The organism is Streptomyces sp. NPDC046557 (genome assembly GCF_040645975.1).
In the GTDB taxonomy this organism is placed as follows: domain Bacteria; phylum Actinomycetota; class Actinomycetes; order Streptomycetales; family Streptomycetaceae; genus Streptomyces.
The window spans coordinates 34,191-49,473 of record NZ_JBEYZH010000024.1; the positions used below are offsets into that span (position 1 = coordinate 34,191).

Annotated in this window: 18 protein-coding genes and 3 pseudogenes; 10 read left to right on the plus strand and 11 right to left on the minus strand. The window is 68.4% G+C overall.

Going from position 1 to position 15,283, the window contains the following annotated elements:
• The first annotated feature begins 148 nt into the window (after positions 1-148).
• Positions 149-947, plus strand: a pseudogene (locus tag ABZ934_RS27955) (IS5 family transposase).
• A gap of 702 nt (positions 948-1,649) precedes the next feature.
• On the opposite strand, the gene ABZ934_RS27960 reads toward ABZ934_RS27955, so the two are convergent.
• The gene (locus tag ABZ934_RS27960) at positions 1,650-2,384 is read right to left on the minus strand and encodes an SDR family oxidoreductase (protein ID WP_361318374.1); all 735 of its coding nucleotides are present in this window, start codon (positions 2,382-2,384) and stop codon (positions 1,650-1,652) included.
• Positions 2,385-2,502: 118 nt separating this feature from the next.
• On the opposite strand from ABZ934_RS27960, the gene ABZ934_RS27965 reads away from it, so the two are divergent.
• Complete coding sequence (locus tag ABZ934_RS27965) at positions 2,503-3,411, plus strand: LysR family transcriptional regulator (protein ID WP_361318376.1); 909 nt, start codon at positions 2,503-2,505, stop codon at positions 3,409-3,411.
• Between the two features lie 166 nt (positions 3,412-3,577).
• Here the strand turns inward: ABZ934_RS27965 and ABZ934_RS27970 are convergent.
• Positions 3,578-3,721, minus strand: a pseudogene (locus tag ABZ934_RS27970) (DUF5701 family protein); the annotation flags it as partial.
• 586 nt (positions 3,722-4,307) lie between these two features.
• Between ABZ934_RS27970 and ABZ934_RS27975 the strand changes: the two are divergent.
• The gene (locus ABZ934_RS27975) at positions 4,308-4,772 is read left to right on the plus strand and encodes a DUF6233 domain-containing protein (protein ID WP_361318378.1); all 465 of its coding nucleotides are present in this window, start codon (positions 4,308-4,310) and stop codon (positions 4,770-4,772) included.
• A 287-nt stretch (positions 4,773-5,059) separates the two neighbouring features.
• On the opposite strand, the gene ABZ934_RS27980 is transcribed toward ABZ934_RS27975, so the two are convergent.
• Both ABZ934_RS27980 and ABZ934_RS27985 read right to left on the minus strand, forming a co-directional pair.
• On the minus strand, positions 5,060-5,476 hold the full coding sequence (locus tag ABZ934_RS27980) for a CBS domain-containing protein (RefSeq protein WP_361318380.1): 417 nt from the start codon (positions 5,474-5,476) through the stop codon (positions 5,060-5,062).
• 103 nt (positions 5,477-5,579) lie between these two features.
• The gene (locus tag ABZ934_RS27985; protein WP_361318381.1) at positions 5,580-5,855 is read right to left on the minus strand and encodes an isoamylase early set domain-containing protein; all 276 of its coding nucleotides are present in this window, start codon (positions 5,853-5,855) and stop codon (positions 5,580-5,582) included.
• 227 nt (positions 5,856-6,082) lie between these two features.
• Here ABZ934_RS27985 and ABZ934_RS27990 point away from each other — a divergent pair, with 227 nt between their 5' ends.
• Positions 6,083-6,289 carry a hypothetical protein gene (locus ABZ934_RS27990; RefSeq protein WP_361318382.1) on the plus strand — a complete coding sequence of 69 codons (207 nt, stop codon included), beginning with the start codon at positions 6,083-6,085 and terminating at the stop codon, positions 6,287-6,289.
• A 281-nt stretch (positions 6,290-6,570) separates the two neighbouring features.
• Here ABZ934_RS27990 and ABZ934_RS27995 read toward each other — a convergent pair whose 3' ends face one another.
• Together ABZ934_RS27995 and ABZ934_RS28000 are read right to left on the minus strand one after the other, a co-directional pair.
• Positions 6,571-6,945, minus strand: a complete 375-nt coding sequence (locus ABZ934_RS27995; RefSeq protein WP_361318384.1) for a hypothetical protein — start codon at positions 6,943-6,945, stop codon at positions 6,571-6,573.
• Entirely contained in the window at positions 6,942-7,202 is a 261-nt protein-coding gene (locus ABZ934_RS28000) for a hypothetical protein (protein WP_361318386.1), read from the minus strand. The genes ABZ934_RS27995 and ABZ934_RS28000 overlap by 4 nt, the downstream gene beginning before the upstream one ends.
• Positions 7,203-7,566: 364 nt before the next feature.
• Here ABZ934_RS28000 and ABZ934_RS28005 point away from each other — a divergent pair, with 364 nt between their 5' ends.
• The gene (locus tag ABZ934_RS28005) at positions 7,567-8,505 is read left to right on the plus strand and encodes a hypothetical protein (RefSeq protein WP_361318387.1); all 939 of its coding nucleotides are present in this window, start codon (positions 7,567-7,569) and stop codon (positions 8,503-8,505) included.
• 744 nt (positions 8,506-9,249) lie between these two features.
• Here ABZ934_RS28005 and ABZ934_RS28010 read toward each other — a convergent pair.
• Positions 9,250-9,429 (minus strand): hypothetical protein, encoded by a 180-nt coding sequence (locus ABZ934_RS28010; RefSeq protein ID WP_361318389.1) that lies wholly within the window; start codon positions 9,427-9,429, stop codon positions 9,250-9,252.
• A gap of 242 nt (positions 9,430-9,671) precedes the next feature.
• Between ABZ934_RS28010 and ABZ934_RS28015 the strand changes: the two genes are divergently transcribed.
• The 3 genes from ABZ934_RS28015 to ABZ934_RS28025 all read left to right on the plus strand — a co-directional run bounded on the left by ABZ934_RS28015 (position 9,672) and on the right by ABZ934_RS28025 (position 11,206).
• A complete protein-coding gene (locus tag ABZ934_RS28015) occupies positions 9,672-10,214 on the plus strand; it encodes a transposase family protein (protein ID WP_361318391.1) in 543 nt (180 codons plus the stop codon).
• On the plus strand, positions 10,172-10,540 hold the full coding sequence (locus ABZ934_RS28020; protein ID WP_361318471.1) for a hypothetical protein: 369 nt from the start codon (positions 10,172-10,174) through the stop codon (positions 10,538-10,540). The genes ABZ934_RS28015 and ABZ934_RS28020 overlap by 43 nt, the downstream gene beginning before the upstream one ends.
• Positions 10,541-10,606: 66 nt before the next feature.
• Positions 10,607-11,206, plus strand: a complete 600-nt coding sequence (locus ABZ934_RS28025) for a hypothetical protein (protein WP_361318393.1) — start codon at positions 10,607-10,609, stop codon at positions 11,204-11,206.
• A 10-nt stretch (positions 11,207-11,216) separates the two neighbouring features.
• On the opposite strand, the gene ABZ934_RS28030 is transcribed toward ABZ934_RS28025, so the two are convergent.
• The gene (locus ABZ934_RS28030; protein WP_361318395.1) at positions 11,217-11,765 is read right to left on the minus strand and encodes a hypothetical protein; all 549 of its coding nucleotides are present in this window, start codon (positions 11,763-11,765) and stop codon (positions 11,217-11,219) included.
• Positions 11,766-12,188: 423 nt separating this feature from the next.
• Positions 12,189-12,482, minus strand: coding sequence for a DUF1330 domain-containing protein (locus ABZ934_RS28035; RefSeq protein ID WP_361318397.1), 294 nt, complete (start codon positions 12,480-12,482; stop codon positions 12,189-12,191).
• Between the two features lie 188 nt (positions 12,483-12,670).
• On the opposite strand from ABZ934_RS28035, the gene ABZ934_RS28040 reads away from it, so the two are divergent.
• The gene (locus ABZ934_RS28040) at positions 12,671-13,573 is read left to right on the plus strand and encodes a LysR family transcriptional regulator (RefSeq protein WP_361318399.1); all 903 of its coding nucleotides are present in this window, start codon (positions 12,671-12,673) and stop codon (positions 13,571-13,573) included.
• Positions 13,574-13,903: 330 nt separating this feature from the next.
• Here the strand turns inward: ABZ934_RS28040 and ABZ934_RS28045 are convergent, their stop codons facing one another.
• A complete protein-coding gene (locus ABZ934_RS28045; protein ID WP_361318401.1) occupies positions 13,904-14,341 on the minus strand; it encodes a DUF6228 family protein in 438 nt (145 codons plus the stop codon).
• Positions 14,342-14,415: 74 nt separating this feature from the next.
• On the opposite strand from ABZ934_RS28045, the gene ABZ934_RS28050 reads away from it, so the two are divergent.
• Positions 14,416-14,814 (plus strand): transposase, encoded by a 399-nt coding sequence (locus tag ABZ934_RS28050; RefSeq protein WP_361318403.1) that lies wholly within the window; start codon positions 14,416-14,418, stop codon positions 14,812-14,814.
• 47 nt (positions 14,815-14,861) lie between these two features.
• Here the strand turns inward: ABZ934_RS28050 and ABZ934_RS28055 are convergent.
• Positions 14,862-15,044 (minus strand): annotated as a pseudogene (locus ABZ934_RS28055) (hypothetical protein); the annotation flags it as partial.
• Between the last annotated feature and the right edge of the window lie 239 nt (positions 15,045-15,283).

Consider the following 15,283-nt stretch of genomic DNA (forward strand, 5'->3'; position numbering starts at 1 on the left):
AAACACGCCGCCGGGGGGTTTCGGCTGGCGGACGGGCGGACTGTTACGGCCAGAGGGACGTTCAGGAGCGCGGTAGCGGGTGATGTCCTGCACGTCTTTAGACGTCGTCTCATTTGGCGGATTAGGTAGGCTGTCGGTCGTGGCGGGGATTGTTGAACGGCTGGTGCCGGATGAGTTGTGGGTGTTGTTCGAGCGGGTGGTCCCGGAGGCGCCGTCGCGGCCTCAGGGCGGTGGCCGGCGTCGGCATGGCGACCGGGAGGTGCTGGCGGCGATTGTGTTCGTCGCCACCTCGGGCTGTACCTGGCAGCAGCTGCCCGCGGCATCGTTCGGGCCGTCGGGGGCGACAGCCCACCGGCGCTTCTCCGAATGGACGAAGGCCAGGGTGTGGGCCAAGCTCCACCACCTGGTCCTCGACGAGCTCGGCGCCCGCGGTGAGCTGGACTGGTCCCGCTGCGCGATCGACTCCGTCAACATGCGAGCCCTGAAAAGGGGGACCTGACAGGTCCGAATCCTGTCGACAGGGGCAAGTACGGCTCAAAGATCCACTTGATTGGCGAGCGGACCGGTCTGCCCCTGTCTGTCGGAATCTCAGGGGCGAACCTCCACGACAGCCAGGCCCTCGAACCCCTCGTCCGCGGCATCCCGCCCATCCGCTCACGCCGCGGACGCCGACGGCGCAAGCCCGCCAAGCTCCATGCAGACAAGGGCTACGACTACGCCCACCTGCGGAAATGGTTACGTCAGCGCGGCATCAAGCACAGCATCGCCCGCAAGGGAATCGAGTCCTCGCAGCGGCTCGGACGCCACCGCTGCACCATCGAACGCACCATGGCGTGGCTCGCCGGCTGCCGCCGCTTCCACCGACGCTACGAACGCAAAGCCGAACACTTCCTGCCTTCACCAGCATCGCCTGCACCCTCATCTGCTACCGCAGACTGACCAAATGAGATGACGTCTTAGAGGTCGTTTTCATCTGGCCTGCCCGCTTATCAACGGATTCTCGGAGTGTCGGGCTGCGGTGCAGGTGAGGTTGCGGAGGTGGTCGGCGCTTGTGGGGCGGGTGGGGTTGCCGATGGGGCGAAAGGCTACGTACTCCTGTCTCATCCCAGGATGCCCGGTCTCCGAGGTCGTGTGCTTCCATCGTCGCGGGTGTGCGCCGCACCCGGTCGGCACCCTGCAGCATCGCACCCAGCAGCATGTTGCCGTAGGTGCCTTGCCCGCCGCCAAAGCCCGCCCGGCCCCGTCCTGCGAACGCTGACCAGTCAGCAGCCCCCGCAACCGCTCCACACGCTGTTCGGGAGTCGTGCTCTTGCTGGTCATCAGCCCCCACCCTCTGTCTGCCGGCCCCAACGGGCGCGGGCAAGGCGGGACATTACGCACCCCGCCTCACAAGACCATCGACGACCAGTCACATAAAGGGCCGAAAGGTGCCTCTCCTCAGGGCCGGCAACCGCCCGCAAGATCACCTATGGGGCGGGTTGCGACCGCCCGAGGCATATCCCGTCACTGTTCGGCTCGGTGGCAGCTACTCGGGCCGTCTCGAAATGTCGCCATCGCCTCGAACGCCTCGATACGCATCGACCGGTCGTCGTCGGCGCCGGCGCTGGCATACGGGGCGGGCCAGCGGACTTCCGCTCGTGGCCCGGAGGTCAGGAGCGACCGGTGACGTGGCCGCCGTCGACGCGCAGCGCATGGCCCGTCACGAAGCCGGCGCTCGCGAGGTACAGCACCGCCTCGGCGATCTCGGATGCCTCTCCGACCCGGTTGAGGAGGGCGAGCCCGCCGAAGCTGTCCACGTCGGTGCCCTCGTGCAGTGGAGTGCGGATGATGCCGGGCGAGACGAGGTTGACGCGGATCCCGTCGGCTGCCAGCTCGGCGGCGAGGCTCGTGGTCAGCCCGTGCACGCCGGCCTTGCTGGCCACCGGCGCGCTGGCCGGGAAGCCGGCCAGCCCGTGGTCCACCAAGACGGTGCCGATGTTGATGATGCTGCCGCCCTCGCCCTGCGCGCGAAGCGCCCGCACCACGGCCTGGGTGGTGAGGTAGGTGCCTTTGAGGTTGCCGGTCAGGAAGTCGTCGAGTTCCGCCTCCGTGACCTCGGTGAAGGGCTTGGAGGCGAAGGTGCCCGCGTTGTTGACCAGGACGTCGATGCGGCCGAAGCGCTCCAGGGCCGTGCCGACGAGGGCCTCGCCGGTCGCCCGCTCGGCGATGCTGCCCGCGACCCATGCGGTCCGCTCCGGTTGGCCGAGGTCGGCGGCGGTCTTGGCGAGGCGGTCGGCGTCGCGTCCGTTCATGACGACGTTCGCGCCGCCCGCCAGGAAGGCCCGGGCGATCTCCAGGCCGATGCCGCTGGAGGATCCGGTGATGAGAGCAGTTGTCATGGTCATGATGGGTGCCTTTCGGGGCAGATCGGCGGACTGATACGTCCGGCTGACACCCCAGAACCTACGAACACTCAACTCATAACACCACGACGTAAATTGAAGCGTGTGATAATCCCAGGTTATGGATGTGGATCTGCGTGACCTGGAGCTCCTCGACGCCACCGCCGAGGCGGGGTCGCTGACGGCCGCCGCTGAGCGCCTGTACGTCAGCCAGCCAGCGCTCAGCCAGCGGCTCACCCGGCTGGAGAGCCGCCTCGGCATGCAGCTCTTCGACCGCAAGGGCCGCCGGCTTGTGCCCAATACGGCGGGCCGCCGACTGCTGGTCGCCGCCCGTCACATCCTCGCCGAACTGGAGTCGGCCTCCCGCGATCTGCGGGAAATCCGCGACGGTCGCGGCCGGCGGGTCCGCTTCACCGCCCAGTGCAGCACCACTTTGCCGTGGCTGCCGCCCGTCCTGCGCGCCTTCCGCGAGCGCGAGCCGGACATCGACGTACGCATCGAGACCGTCGCCGACGACGCCCCGATCCCCGCGCTGCTCGCCGACCTGGTCGACGTCGCGCTGGTCACCAACCCGGACCTGCAGATGGACCGAGTGTCCCTGACCAAGCTCTTCGACGACGAGATGATGGCCGTGGTGCCCGTCGCTCATCCGTGGGCCTCCCGCGGTTACCTGACCGCCCGCGACTTCGACGGAGCCGACCTGGTCCTCTATGACGGCTACGACCAGAACCGCATCCCGTCGATGCCGCTGCCGATCCCGGCCGGGGCCAGACCCGGCCGGATCACCACCATGCCGGTGGTGACCGACCTGGTGATCGAGATGGTGGCAGGCGGCCAGGGCGTGACCGTGCTCCCCAACTGGGTGGCCGCCCCGTACGTGTCCTCCCACGACCTCGCGCTGACCCGCATCGGCGAGGAACCGCTGACCCGTACCTGGTTCTGCGCCACCCGGACCGGCCCACGGCCGCCTCACCTTGAGGCCTTCGTCGAGGAGCTCACCACCCGCCTCACCACCCCGATCAACGCTTAGCTTGACATTTAACGTCGCAGGCCACCCGACCTGCTGATCTGCGGTTCTTCCCGGGACAGGGGAGGCAGGCGGCCAGCCGAGCCAAGCGTCACGACGTCCGCAAGACGGTCAAACGTGGCTGGGCTTTGCCTCCGCTGCGGGCCGCAGGGGCTACTGAGCTTGACGTTCAACGTCGCTGCACCTTGGGCTTCTTGAGTGACTCGGCGCACGTGTGGCGGTTGCCCCACCAGCACCAGCCGACCTTCGGGGCGTTGCGTCGCTCGCGGCCGTCCCGCCCTGCGCCGTTGCTGATCCAGATCGCCGGAGTGCGCACCCAGTGGATGCAGGTGCGGGCGGCCCAGACGTGGTGGCGGCCGAGGAGGAGCTGAGCTGGGGGCCGGGTAAGAGCGGTCCGTGATGGCGTCGATGCATCGGGAGCGGATCGGTGTTCGTGAGGCTGTCTCCGGACAGACCGTGTCGAGGGCCGGAGCGGGACCCGGGTAGGCGAACCGCTCCGGCGTAGCTCTGACGGCTCACACACCGCAAAGACACCATCGGTCCTCCACGCCTGCCCGGGAAGCCCGTGAAATGCCGCAGCCGGGATAGGCGAACGCCGGCATCCGCATCTCCAAAGACGCCTTCCAGGGAGATCGCGGGCGGCACACTGGCGCCGGGCGGCCGATCGACGTCAGGCGCTCACGAACCACGCACAGCGCCCGCTCCGCCAAACCGGTGGCGAAGCCGGATCAGGTGGGAAAGCTCCGCCACGACTTTGAACCGGTCGAGGAGGAGACCGATACGATGATCATCCCCTTCGCGCACGCGGCGGCGATGGCATCAACAAGCTGGTCAGCGTCCACGGACATGCGAGAAGTCTTGACTGGTGAACAGCACTTCACACACGCCACCGGAAGCCAGTGACCACATCCGCCGGCACCAGATGTCCGGCGGCGAACACGACGGCTTCACCCAGGTCGGCACTCGACGGCGTCCCCGCCGGCTCTGGGGCGCTACCGGACCGAACCGTTCCGGAGCACGATGCCCTCACCACACGCACGTGCCGCCGGGCCGCCACCCGATGGTGGGCGGCCCCCGCCGAGGCTGGCCGCAGGGGTTTCGCCGCGCGTCGGCGCCCGCCGCGCGAGCCACCCAAGTGGCTGATCGAGCGCGGTATCGACGGCGCCCGGCTCCCGGCCCGCCTCCACCCCCGCACCTGCTGGGATGCACGCACGCGCTGCTCACCCATGCGCGGCGAGGAGACGCGCCGGGCCCCGGCCGAGGGCGTACCTGGCTGCCCGAGAATGCCGCCCTCACGTCGCCCTGGGCGGGCTGGAGTGAACGGCCGGCGGCAGGTGGAGGGACGAGCCCTGCTCTGCGGGTGATCGTCTATCCTCCGGACGCGCCGAGGGCGGCCGCCCGGGTGCGCTGCGACAGTGAGATCCTAGGCCGCGAGGGCCCCGGTGGCCTTGTGGAGTTCCTGCGGCGGGCCGGCCCAGCGCATACCAACTCGCCGAGGCCAGGGCCGGGTCGCCCCCTGATTGCCCGGCAACCCTGCGGAGTGATTACCGGGCCCTCACTCACCATCAGCAACCGGGACAGCCGGTGGCCCTCAAGCAGGTCCTCCCGCCCGGGCGGTCGGCCCCACGTCGTCCTCTCGACGGTGAAGGCGTCAGTTGACGGAGAGGGCTTCGAGGAGGTCTCCGACCTGCGGGTCGGGCAAGGCGCGGGCGACGTCGGCCTGGGCGACGATACCGACGAGGCGGTGCCCGTCGATGACGGGCAGGCGGCGGACTTGGTGCTCGGCCATGGTGCGCAGGATCTCGGTGGCATCGTCGTCGGCGCCGATGGTGACCGCTTCGCCCTGGGCGAGGTCTCCGGCCTTGCACCGGGCGGGGTCCTTGCCGGCCCCGAGGACCTTCACGACGATGTCGCGGTCGGTGAGCATGCCCTTGAGCCTGTCGTCGGTGCCGCAGATCGGCAGCGCCCCGACCCCCAGCTGCGTCATTTTCTTCGCGGCCTCGAGGACCGTTTCCTCGGCGCCGATGCACTCGGCGCCCTCCGTCATGATCTCGCGAGCCGTGGTCATCCAGTCATTCCTTCCCGTAGGTGTCATGTCATCGGTGCCCGTGCGTTCCCCGAGGGGAAACGTTCGGGTAGTCGGGCGGCTGCCCCGCGACTGCCGGGCCGAATCAGGTGTGGACTCGGCTGTTGATGCCGTCGTGGCTGTCGGCGTGCTCATCGTCGAACCAGTGGTCGTCCGCGGCGAGGTAGCGGAAGGAGTGCACGCTCTTGCCGGGCAGGGCGACGGTGACCGCGCGTGTGCCGTCCTCGCGTGGAGCCAGGGAGTGGGTGCCGGGCTGCCAGTCGTTGAAGTCGCCCACCACACTGACTGGGCCGGGAGGGGTATCGGCGGGGAGCACGAAGGTGATGTAGGTGCGGTCCTTGAGCTGCTTGCGTTCCAGCACGGAAGTCTCCTGACGGCAGAGGGGGCAGGGTCGGGGCCATCCTCGGGCCGGCGGCGTCGGTCGGAGGCGGGACACGGCCAGGGGAGAGACCCCGTTCACCCGCCCGGCACCGACCCGCACCCACCCGGCACCGGCCCGTCCGGGCCCAAAGTGGGGACACGCTGCCGAATGCGCCGTCGCGTGTCAGCGTGGAAGGCAAATGCCCTCCGAGTTCGAGGAGTGTTCTCATGGGCGGTACGCAGGGCAAGCGACCTTGGTCCGGCAAGGCGCCCGCCGAGGTACGTCCACAGTCACAGATCCCGGCCGGGCAGGACCCGGTCCACCCCACAGAACCCGACCGGCCCTCCCCCGACAAGCACTCGGAAGCCCTGCGCCGCCGCGAGCAGGACATGCTCGGCGAAGACGACTACTGGGGCGGCTACGACGAGCTGTAGCCAGAGCCGAACGGTGTCTCGAGCGGTCAAGCCGGAGAAGTCCTGGTGCTTGTTCCCATGCCGCCGGCGCCCGTGCACGGGCGCCCTGACGAGCGGATGCTCTGGTTCCCACCAGGCCGCGATCGGCCACGTGGTGGGGGCATGACCGGTAGGACGGGGCCGCGCTTTGCCCGCGCACCTTCCCGGCATCTGAGGAACGCTATCCTCGCCCGAGCCCATTCCACCCGCCGTCAGGGGCGGCTTCGCCTCCAGGGCAGACAACATGGTTCTCGCCCGGCCTGCTAGGACGGGTTCAGCGGGTAGACCCCGGTGCCCTCGTACGCTTCCGGGGTCAGCGAGAGCACTGTGACGGGCTCTCCCGTCTTCGCGGCCTGCCAGGCGATGGCGGCAGGGTGAGTAACCTGCCACTCGGTAGTGGGCCAGGACTCGGCGTCCAGGGCGTGCTCCGCGGTGAACGGCACAGCTTCGGCGAAGCGCAGGCGCGCGGCATGAGCCCCGGCCCCGGCCGCCGCCCGCTCGGCAGCGAGCACGGACAACGCCGGAATCAGGACACGGCCGGTACCGCGGGATGACTCGATGTAGAGGCCGGTAAAGAACGGATCGGCCCGGTAGAGAGCGACGAGAGCTGTGTGATCGAAGACAGCAGTCAGGCTCACGCGGCGGCACTGCTCTGGTGGGCACGAATCTTGTCCCAGGCGGACTGCCCGGCCCGCTGAACCTGCTCGGTGTACTCCAGCCCAAGCTCAGCAGCCGCCTCGAGCGCCCGCTGCTCCTGCTCGGCCTGGGTCAGCCGGCTCTGGGCGAGCTCCTCGAGGAGTTCGGTGATGGTGGTGCCGCGCTCTTGGGCGAGCAGGCGCAACCTGTCGCGGGTGGCCTCGGTCGCCTTGATGCTCGTGGGCTTGCTGCTACTCATGACCCTGATTCTACCGTCGGTAGAATCAGCTGTCAGGCCGTCGCGGCCACCGCTCTTGTCTCCGGATGGGTTCTCTTCGCGGGAGTGCGAATATTTCCGGGCTTTCACCTCCTCCACTTCACGTGATCCGCTGCAGCTGCTGAAGCGCCCCAGGCGGGACCGTGCGGTGGGCTGGATGCATAACCACAGCTGCAGTGACTGCGCCCGCTCCCCTCTGCCGCCCCGGGTGCGGTCAGCCGCCGGTCAGCCAGTAAAGGGCCGGAAAGTGTCGTATGGGCTCAACTGCTTATGGGGAGATACGAGCGGTCATGACGGTACGTAGCCAAGGGGTCACGTGAAGTGGACACAAGCGTTCGATGAAGCGATGGGGGAACTGAGGGAGGCACGCAAGCAGTTGGAGCGCCTGGACGACCCAACAGTGGGTCTATCCGCGCTGCACGGCGAACTCTCACAAGCCCGCATGAAGATCCAGGAAGTCGTGCAGAACGGTGTCACCGGACTGCGCGAAGAGAACCGGGAGCTGCGCCGGCGCCAGGACAAGATGATCGCCGACCTGCAAGAGAGCCGGGAGGAAGCGCGGCAGGACATACAGCAGCTGCGCGAGCTCGGCGATCTCCTGCGCGGCTTCGTTAGGGCTGCTGTCCCGCAGCAGTCCCAGCCAGAGGCCGAGGCGGACGCCTGGCCGACCCGGGACAGCGAAGCCGAATCCGGCGGCCCGTCCGCGCCGCAGACAGCGTCCGACCATGACGACCAGGGGGAGAACATGGAGCACACCGATGGCCAGGAACCGCGGAAGGCGACCGAGAGCGAGCCGGTGGAGGAGGCCGGCTTGAAAAACGCCATCGAGGCCGCCTACCGCAACACGGCTATCAGCCCCGCACCTCCGCCCGCCGCCTCCGAGCAGACGCCCGAGCCCCAGCCCCAGGACCCGAAGGTCGCGCACGGCGTCCTGCTACTGAAGGCGGCCGGCGTCGCTTCGGCCGAGCTGGTCCTGCATCGCGACACCTGGGAGTTCCTCTCCGCGCTCGCCGTCGACCACGGCCACTTCCGCACCCCGCCCGCGGTGGAGGACGTCAAGGAGGGGCGCATCCAGGCCGCCCTCTCGGGGCGCTCGCTCATCGCCGTCCTGATCGAGCTCTGGAACACCCGGACCACCGCCACCGTCCTGGAGGCCGACTGGGCACTGGCCACCACCGCCTACAACCGGATCGCGGATGGTCTCGCCGGAACCACCCACTCCGGCGAGACCATCCGCATCACCTTGGACGACGGACTCGGACACACCGGCACCGCCGACGACTGAGCACCCGCAGGGAAGCCCATGCCAACCAGCGCTCTGGCAGGCCAAAGGAACAAGGCGCTGCTGGTCGATCGAGGTGTGCGGCCGGCCCGTTGATCAGGACGCCCGCCAGGAGCACACCGGGGCGGCCCCGGTAGCCGAGGGCCCGGGTGATGCCGCAGGCGGCGCCGGGATCGCGATATACGAGGCGACGTGGAGGGCGACGGCGGGGCCGCCGTGGGCGGAGGAAGTCACCGTCTCCCGGCCGGTCCGGTCGTTGCCGTCGCTGGTGGGGGTAGCCCGTAGGCGTGAGCCGAAGAAGCCCGGATGCCCGGGGTTGAAACTGCCGCTGCGGCAGCTTCTACCGTTTTGAACAGGGCCGCAGAGACCGGCCCGCTGAAACGATGCGTGAGGAGCGTGAAGAGGCAACCGCTCAACGGAACTGGGCCGTGAGCGAGAATCCGCTCAAACACCCACCTGCACCGCCCGAGTGCCGTGACTGCGCGACATCGTGTAGCGGACGCCGCGTCCGCGTCGACGACCTCGGCCGCGCCCTCGGCCCCGCCGGCGTCCTCGACAGATGCCAGACTGAGGGCGGCCCTGGCGTGTTTCAAGCCCGAAGGCAGCCAGGATCAGCGCCGGGTTTCCCTGTGGGCGAGCAGGCTGGTGAGCTCGGTGATCGCCTCCGGAGATGGCTTGAAGTACCGGCGGACGTTCTCCGGCTTCTTGTGCGCCCGCTACAGCAAGATCGACCTGCTCTGCCTGGACCTATGCCGAGCCCGCGACTCGCACCGACAGGCCGGTCTCGGCGATCGCGGTGCCGATGCCGATCAGCAGGTGGGACTTGCCGGTGCCGGAGTCGCAGATCAGCACCAGAGGCCGGCCTCGCCGCGCGGTGGCGGCCAGGTCGATGAACCGCTCGCGGAACACCGGCAGGCGTCCCGGCATGCCTCGTCGATGAGCATGTCCTCCGGGTGTCGGCGTACGACCTAAGCCGGCTCTGACAAGATTTTCGTAGTCGGAGATCATCTCGATGTGGGTAGCCGCCCGGTTTGCGGGGTGGGCAACCTTTGAGTGTGGTCTGTTGAACTGCCAGAGATATTACCGCACTTGGTGGGCTACTGGTGTTCTCGGCTGATGCTTCCGGTCCTGTCGTAGTGATCGAGGCTCGTACCCGCTCCGGTGTCCCAGTGGGATGCAGCGGGTGCGGTGTCCCGAGCGACTGGACTCACAGCCGCTATGTCCGGCACCTCGCCGATGTGGCGCTCGGCGGCCGGCCGGTCCGGATCGACTTGTCCGTGTGCCGTCTGTACTGCGAGAACCCGTCCTGCCCGAAGGTGACCTTCGCCGAACAGGTGCCTGGGCTGACCGTCCGATACCAGCGGCGAACACCGCTGCTGCAGCACCTGGTCGAGTCGGTCGGTGTTGTGCCGGTGGGCCGGGGCGGGGCCCGAATGCTGCGGGTCCTGAACGTCAGACTCTCGCGGTGCACCGTGCTCGCCCAGCCGATGCGGATGCCGCTGCCGCCGCTGGTCACACCCCGGGTGCTGGGGGTGGACGACTTCGCGCTCTACGGCGACACCTACGGCACTCTCCTGGTCGACGCCACCATCCGACTCCCCCTCACTCTCTGGGAGGGCAGGACGCTGAACAACTCAGCCGATGGCTCCGCGCGCATCCCGGAGTCGAGATCGCCTGCCGCGACGGCTCCCTCACCTACCGGCAGGGCATAGCCGACGGTGCCCCCGAAGCTCTGCAGGTCAGCGACCGTTTTCACTTGTGGCAGGGCCTGTCCCGGCGCGTTCAGGAAGTCGCCGCCGCCCACCGCGGCTGCCTGCCAGCCGCACTCCCCGTCCCCGAACCGGGCAGATCCGAGTCTCCTTCGACGCCAATGGAACCCGAGCAGGACACTCCCGCCGGCCGGCACGCCCGGTGGCTGTTCGAGGCCGTCCACGCGCTGACCGATGCCGGCCGTCCTTACAGCGTCACGGCCCGCGAACTCGGAAAGACCGCCGCACCGTCCGCAAATACGCCAGGGCCCGCACCTGGCGCGAGGTGACACGCCGCCCGCCCCGCCGCCCGTCAACCCTGGATCCGTACCTCAACTACCTGCAGCAACGCTGGGATGAGGGCGAGCACAGCCAAAATCCTCCACCAAGAACTCGCTGGCAAGGGCTACCTGGGCCACTACCAGCGCGTGAAAATGGCCCTGGCACCGCTGCGACGCGGCCTGCCCCTGGACGAGCCCCGCGAACGACCGCCCTCCCCACGCGACGCCGCACGCTGGATCATCACCAACCCACTCCGGCACGGCCCGCAGACGGCGGAGCGCCTGCGGCGGCTACTCGACCACTGCCCGGAACTCCACCGCACCCACGAACTGGTCCGCCAGTTCGCCGCCATGCTCGACAACCGCGACGCCACACCACTGCCAGCCTGGCTCGATCACCTCACCAACAGCGGACTCCCCCTCGCCGGCATCGCCACCGCCCTACGCGAAGACCGGCACCCGGTCGCCCAGGGGATCACCAGCCCCTACAACTCCGGAGTCAACGAGGGTCGCATCACCGACGTCAAGCTCCAGAAACGCATCATGGCAGGCCGCGCCGGCGTTCCACTCCTCCGACACCAAGTCGTACTGGTCGCCCGCCTACGCCGCCGCTCCGCGGACCAGCCGACCACACCATCGAAAGGGCCGCCGGATACGGAAATCAGGAGCCCGTAGGTGAACGCGCTCACGGTTGAATGGGCTCTGCCGGGGGCCGGGCGGGGTCATAGTTGGTGCGGGCGAAGGCATCGTCGGCACGGTGCACGACGTCGGGCTGCGGGGGTGCCGGCCACACGCTCAAGGAATGCTCCTCAACCGGACTGTCGCCCTCATGCCCCTCGCCGTCATCTCGTCCGCGTGCCTGAACCCGGACGCGATACCAGCCCTCGCCGGCGGTCGCGAAGTTCCCCGCCTCCTCCTCCACATCCCCACCCCACCGGAACAGTCGTAGATTTCCGCTTGTGCTGTAGATACTCACGTCTACTGCGGTCTCCCACTCCAGCCCCGGCGGAGGAGGTTCCTCTGCGCACTGTTCGGTAGTGAGGCGGATCCAGCCGGTGTGCGTGCCAGTGAACACCGTGAGGTGTTCCGGGCCTCCAGCCGCCAGGCTATTGCCATCAAAGATCCGCCCGACCGTGTCGGCGTCGTCGTAAACAGTGAGGAAGTCGTCGCCCTGCAGGTAGTACTGGCAGTACGAGACAAACATGCGATCCGAAGTCCACCGTGTGTAGCCCATTCACCGGATCATGCCCTGCCCCACTGACACCCTCGAACAGCCCCACAAAGATGATCTCCGGCTACGAAAATCTTGCCAAAGCCACTTCCACGAGTACGCCGACAACTTGGCCGCAGCGCCACGCCGGGCGGTCGACCGCCTCCACTCGCACGTTGGAGCCTTTCTCGGACTACTGAGGTTGTCCTCGCGATGTCGTGCTGTTGTTCTGCCGTCCGTGCCAGCGCTTCAAGACACGTGAACACGAGGCCGCTGGGACGCCTTTCTAGCCCTCCCGGTCGTTCCCGGGAGTCAGGGATCAGGCCGTCGAGGACGTCGACGACGAACCGGGACGCGGGGCATGGCTTCGAACTCGTCTCGTGAGTCGTCGTTCATCACCGTGTGCGTATCAGGTGACGGATGCTCAGCGATGGCTGGGCCCGCCGGTCAGTCGATGCCTTCGATGATGCGGAAGTCGCGCTCGACGCCGTCGGGGAGGGCCACCAGCGCCTTCTCGTATGCCTCGCTCTCGTATGCCGCGACGGCCTGTTCAAAGCTGTCGAACTCGATCAGAACGACGCGTTGCGTGATTCCGGCCTCGTGGGCGACGACTCGACCGCCACGGGACAGGAGGCGCCCGCCCCCAGCCTGGACAGCCGAACGGGCCAGCTTGTCGTAGGCAGTCAGCCTCTCAGGGTCGGAAATGGCGGGGTAGACACTGACCCAGTAGCCCTTAGCCATGGAAACCTCCTGTGTTCGGCCGGACACGTCCGACCTCGAATTGACACTCAGATCGATCGATCCCGGCGACGGGTACTGCGGTCAGTTGAATCGTCATATGCGCAGGTTAGGGCTTGATGTGCGGTCGAGGGAAAGACCGGTACGGGATAGACTCAGAACGGATCGTTATCAATCGGCAGGGAGGGCACGTGGCGCCGGATACGGTGAGCCTGCGGTACTTCCTGGTGCTGGCGCAGGAGTTGAACTTCACCCGCGCGGCCGCACGGATCGGTATCGCACAGCCCGCACTCAGCGCCCGGATGCGCCGATTGGAGGCGGAACTCGGTACGGCCCTGCTGGTTCGCAACACGCGTAGCGTCGTATTGACCACGGCCGGTGCGGCTTTGGCGGAGTCCGCGCCGCCCGCGCTGGCGGCGCTGGACCGGGCATGGGACACCGCCCGGAGCGCGGCGGCCGGTGAACTGGGCACGCTGCGCATCGGATACAGCCTCAGCGCCGGGGCCGAGACGGCACCGGCCCTGGTGGACAGGCTGATTCGCGGCAACAGCGGACTCGAGGTCGGCGCAGTCCCGATGGCGACACCGGAGATCTCCCCCGCGGTCGCCGACGGCCGCATCGATGCCGGGATCACCCGCGGTGAACAGCCGGGCCGTGGCGTGCGCCGGTTCCTGCTGCGGCGTGAGCGCGTCGGGGTCCAGCTGGCGCAGCACCATCCGCTGGCCGAACACCCGGAGATCGAGATCGCCGACGCGGCCGCGTATCCGCTGCGACTCCCGGACCGTGCGGCCAACCCCGTGATCCACGATCAGCTGTCCGCACTGTTCCGAGACACCCGACCACGCCCCCGATTCCACACGCCCGCAGTCTCCTTCGACATGTCTCAACGCGACCTGCGCGACGGGGTCACCCTCGCCCCGGCCGGAGAAGCCGCGGTCACGGCACAACCGGCCGGTCTCACCTGGCGACCGCTGCGGGGCGCGCCCAACCTGACGATCCACCTGGTCCTCCCACGCGAGCAGTCGCCGTTACACCGCCGCATCCGTGCCGTCGCCAAAACCCTGGCGCACGAGCTGCACTGGCTGCCGGACTGACGCGCAAGAGGTCAAGCGAGACGGACGCCTGCGGTGGCGAGGCCGAAGACCTTACGCCCGGCGGACTTCGCGGTGATGACGACGGCGGCCTTGCTGAATGTCCGACACGACCTCGCTACGCCGGCGGATCAGCATCCGATGATGGCCCCGGGTCCGGTCCGAGTCGTACACCGCGGCGCCGTCCTCGCCCAGCCCGAGATCTCGGCGGATACCGTGCCTTCGCCGACGCCGAACCGGACAAGCACGGGTAACCGGCGGGAACGCCCGCCGTCAACGGCGTCCATGACGTCGGTCAATGCTTGGAGGTTGTCTCACGTGGTGGTGTTTCTGTTACTCGACTGTGCTCGTGAGGAACGCGTGGAACTCGGCAGTGAGGTTTCGCATCTCCTCGCCGGCCGCGTGCACGGTGGTGGTCTCGAAGTGCCACTCCTCGGATGGGGGCCGGTCATGGATGCCCCAGGTCAGGTGGACATAGCCGCCCCGGCGGTGCTCCGCTGAGATGGTCAGGTCGTGTTCCAGAGAGCGCCAGGTGCGTGGCCCGTCCCAGCCTGGGAAGTCCTCGGCCAATGAGGAGAGGAAGGTGTCGAGGCCGTCGCCGTCCCATGTGCGCACCAGGGTTTCGATGCTCACCCATTGCCCGTGAGCTTTCACGAGGAAGTCGAGTGTGGGGTCGTCGCTCCCGAACGGTCTTGCCAGCTCAGAGAAGAGCAGGTGGACCGGTCGCGATCCAGGGTCTCCCACGCGAACCGCAAGGCTGTTTTCGATCATTTGAGCAGGCTAGAAGTCGTGGGACTCGGTAACCAACTGATATCTCCGCGCTGCCCCGGACTCGGACCCTGGCTGTGGATCTTGCTCGGGAACTGGTCCCCGATGGGCTATGGAGGATTGCCGCGCCCCTGATACCGCCGTTCCGGCCCAGACGGCAGGGCGGTGGGACGGCGCCGGTGGCGGATCGGAAGGCATTCACAGCGGTGGTGTACGTGCTGACCAGCGGTTGCGCCTGGCGGTACTTGCCGCCGATGTTCGGTACTTCGCCTGCCACCGCGCATCGCCGGTTCGCTGCCTGGACCAAGGCCGGCCTGTGGCGTCGGCTCCACCGGGCGGTCCTGGACGAACTCGGTGCCTGGACGAACTCGGTGCCAGCGGTGGGCTGGACTGGACCTCAGCGATCATCGATGCCGCGTCCGTCCGTGCGAAAAGGGGGGTTCGTCTTCGGGTGGCGCTCTTCGGACACTCGCTGAGGCGCCTCACGATCCCGGTCGGCCACCAGGGCCCTGTGGGCCTTGGTTCAGGGGCGGGTGAGGGAGCTGATGGTTGCCTGGAGGGGGTTGGGTTGGTGGCCGTGCCATTCGCAGAGCAGGACGGTGGCGTCATCGCCGAGTTGTCCGTCGTGGTGGCGCAGGACGGCGCCTACGAGGCGGCGCAGGGTTTCGGGGACGGGTAGGGCGTCGGCCTGGTGGCGGATGATGAATCGGCCAGGTCGGTTTCGCGCCGTCCTCCGCAGTGGGCGGCTCAGCCGCCACCTTCGGTCTGCTGGTCGGTGCCCGCGCCTGTCAGGGCGTGTTCGCGGCCCTGCTGGCGCCCGCGGCCCTCTCCCTGCTCACCACGACGTTCACCACCCCCGCGGACCGGGGCAGGGCCTTCGGTGTGTACGGGGCGCTGGCCTCCTCCGGAGGGGCGGTGGGACTGCTGCATCGCCCTGCCCCGGCC

What these genes read in the sequence shown, in the direction of transcription:
- ABZ934_RS27960 (WP_361318374.1), bottom strand. Translation starts at nt 2,384, where the DNA reads ATGACCATGACAACTGCTCTCATCACCGGATCCTCCAGCGGCATCGGC.
- ABZ934_RS27965 (WP_361318376.1), top strand. Translation starts at nt 2,503, where the DNA reads ATGGATGTGGATCTGCGTGACCTGGAGCTCCTCGACGCCACCGCCGAG.
- ABZ934_RS27980 (WP_361318380.1), bottom strand. Translation starts at nt 5,476, where the DNA reads ATGACCACGGCTCGCGAGATCATGACGGAGGGCGCCGAGTGCATCGGC.
- ABZ934_RS27990 (WP_361318382.1), top strand. Translation starts at nt 6,083, where the DNA reads ATGGGCGGTACGCAGGGCAAGCGACCTTGGTCCGGCAAGGCGCCCGCC.
- ABZ934_RS28000 (WP_361318386.1), bottom strand. Translation starts at nt 7,202, where the DNA reads ATGAGTAGCAGCAAGCCCACGAGCATCAAGGCGACCGAGGCCACCCGC.
- ABZ934_RS28005 (WP_361318387.1), top strand. Translation starts at nt 7,567, where the DNA reads ATGGGGGAACTGAGGGAGGCACGCAAGCAGTTGGAGCGCCTGGACGAC.
- ABZ934_RS28010 (WP_361318389.1), bottom strand. Translation starts at nt 9,429, where the DNA reads ATGCCGGGACGCCTGCCGGTGTTCCGCGAGCGGTTCATCGACCTGGCC.
- ABZ934_RS28025 (WP_361318393.1), top strand. Translation starts at nt 10,607, where the DNA reads ATGAGGGCGAGCACAGCCAAAATCCTCCACCAAGAACTCGCTGGCAAG.
- ABZ934_RS28030 (WP_361318395.1), bottom strand. Translation starts at nt 11,765, where the DNA reads ATGGGCTACACACGGTGGACTTCGGATCGCATGTTTGTCTCGTACTGC.
- ABZ934_RS28035 (WP_361318397.1), bottom strand. Translation starts at nt 12,482, where the DNA reads ATGGCTAAGGGCTACTGGGTCAGTGTCTACCCCGCCATTTCCGACCCT.
- ABZ934_RS28045 (WP_361318401.1), bottom strand. Translation starts at nt 14,341, where the DNA reads ATGATCGAAAACAGCCTTGCGGTTCGCGTGGGAGACCCTGGATCGCGA.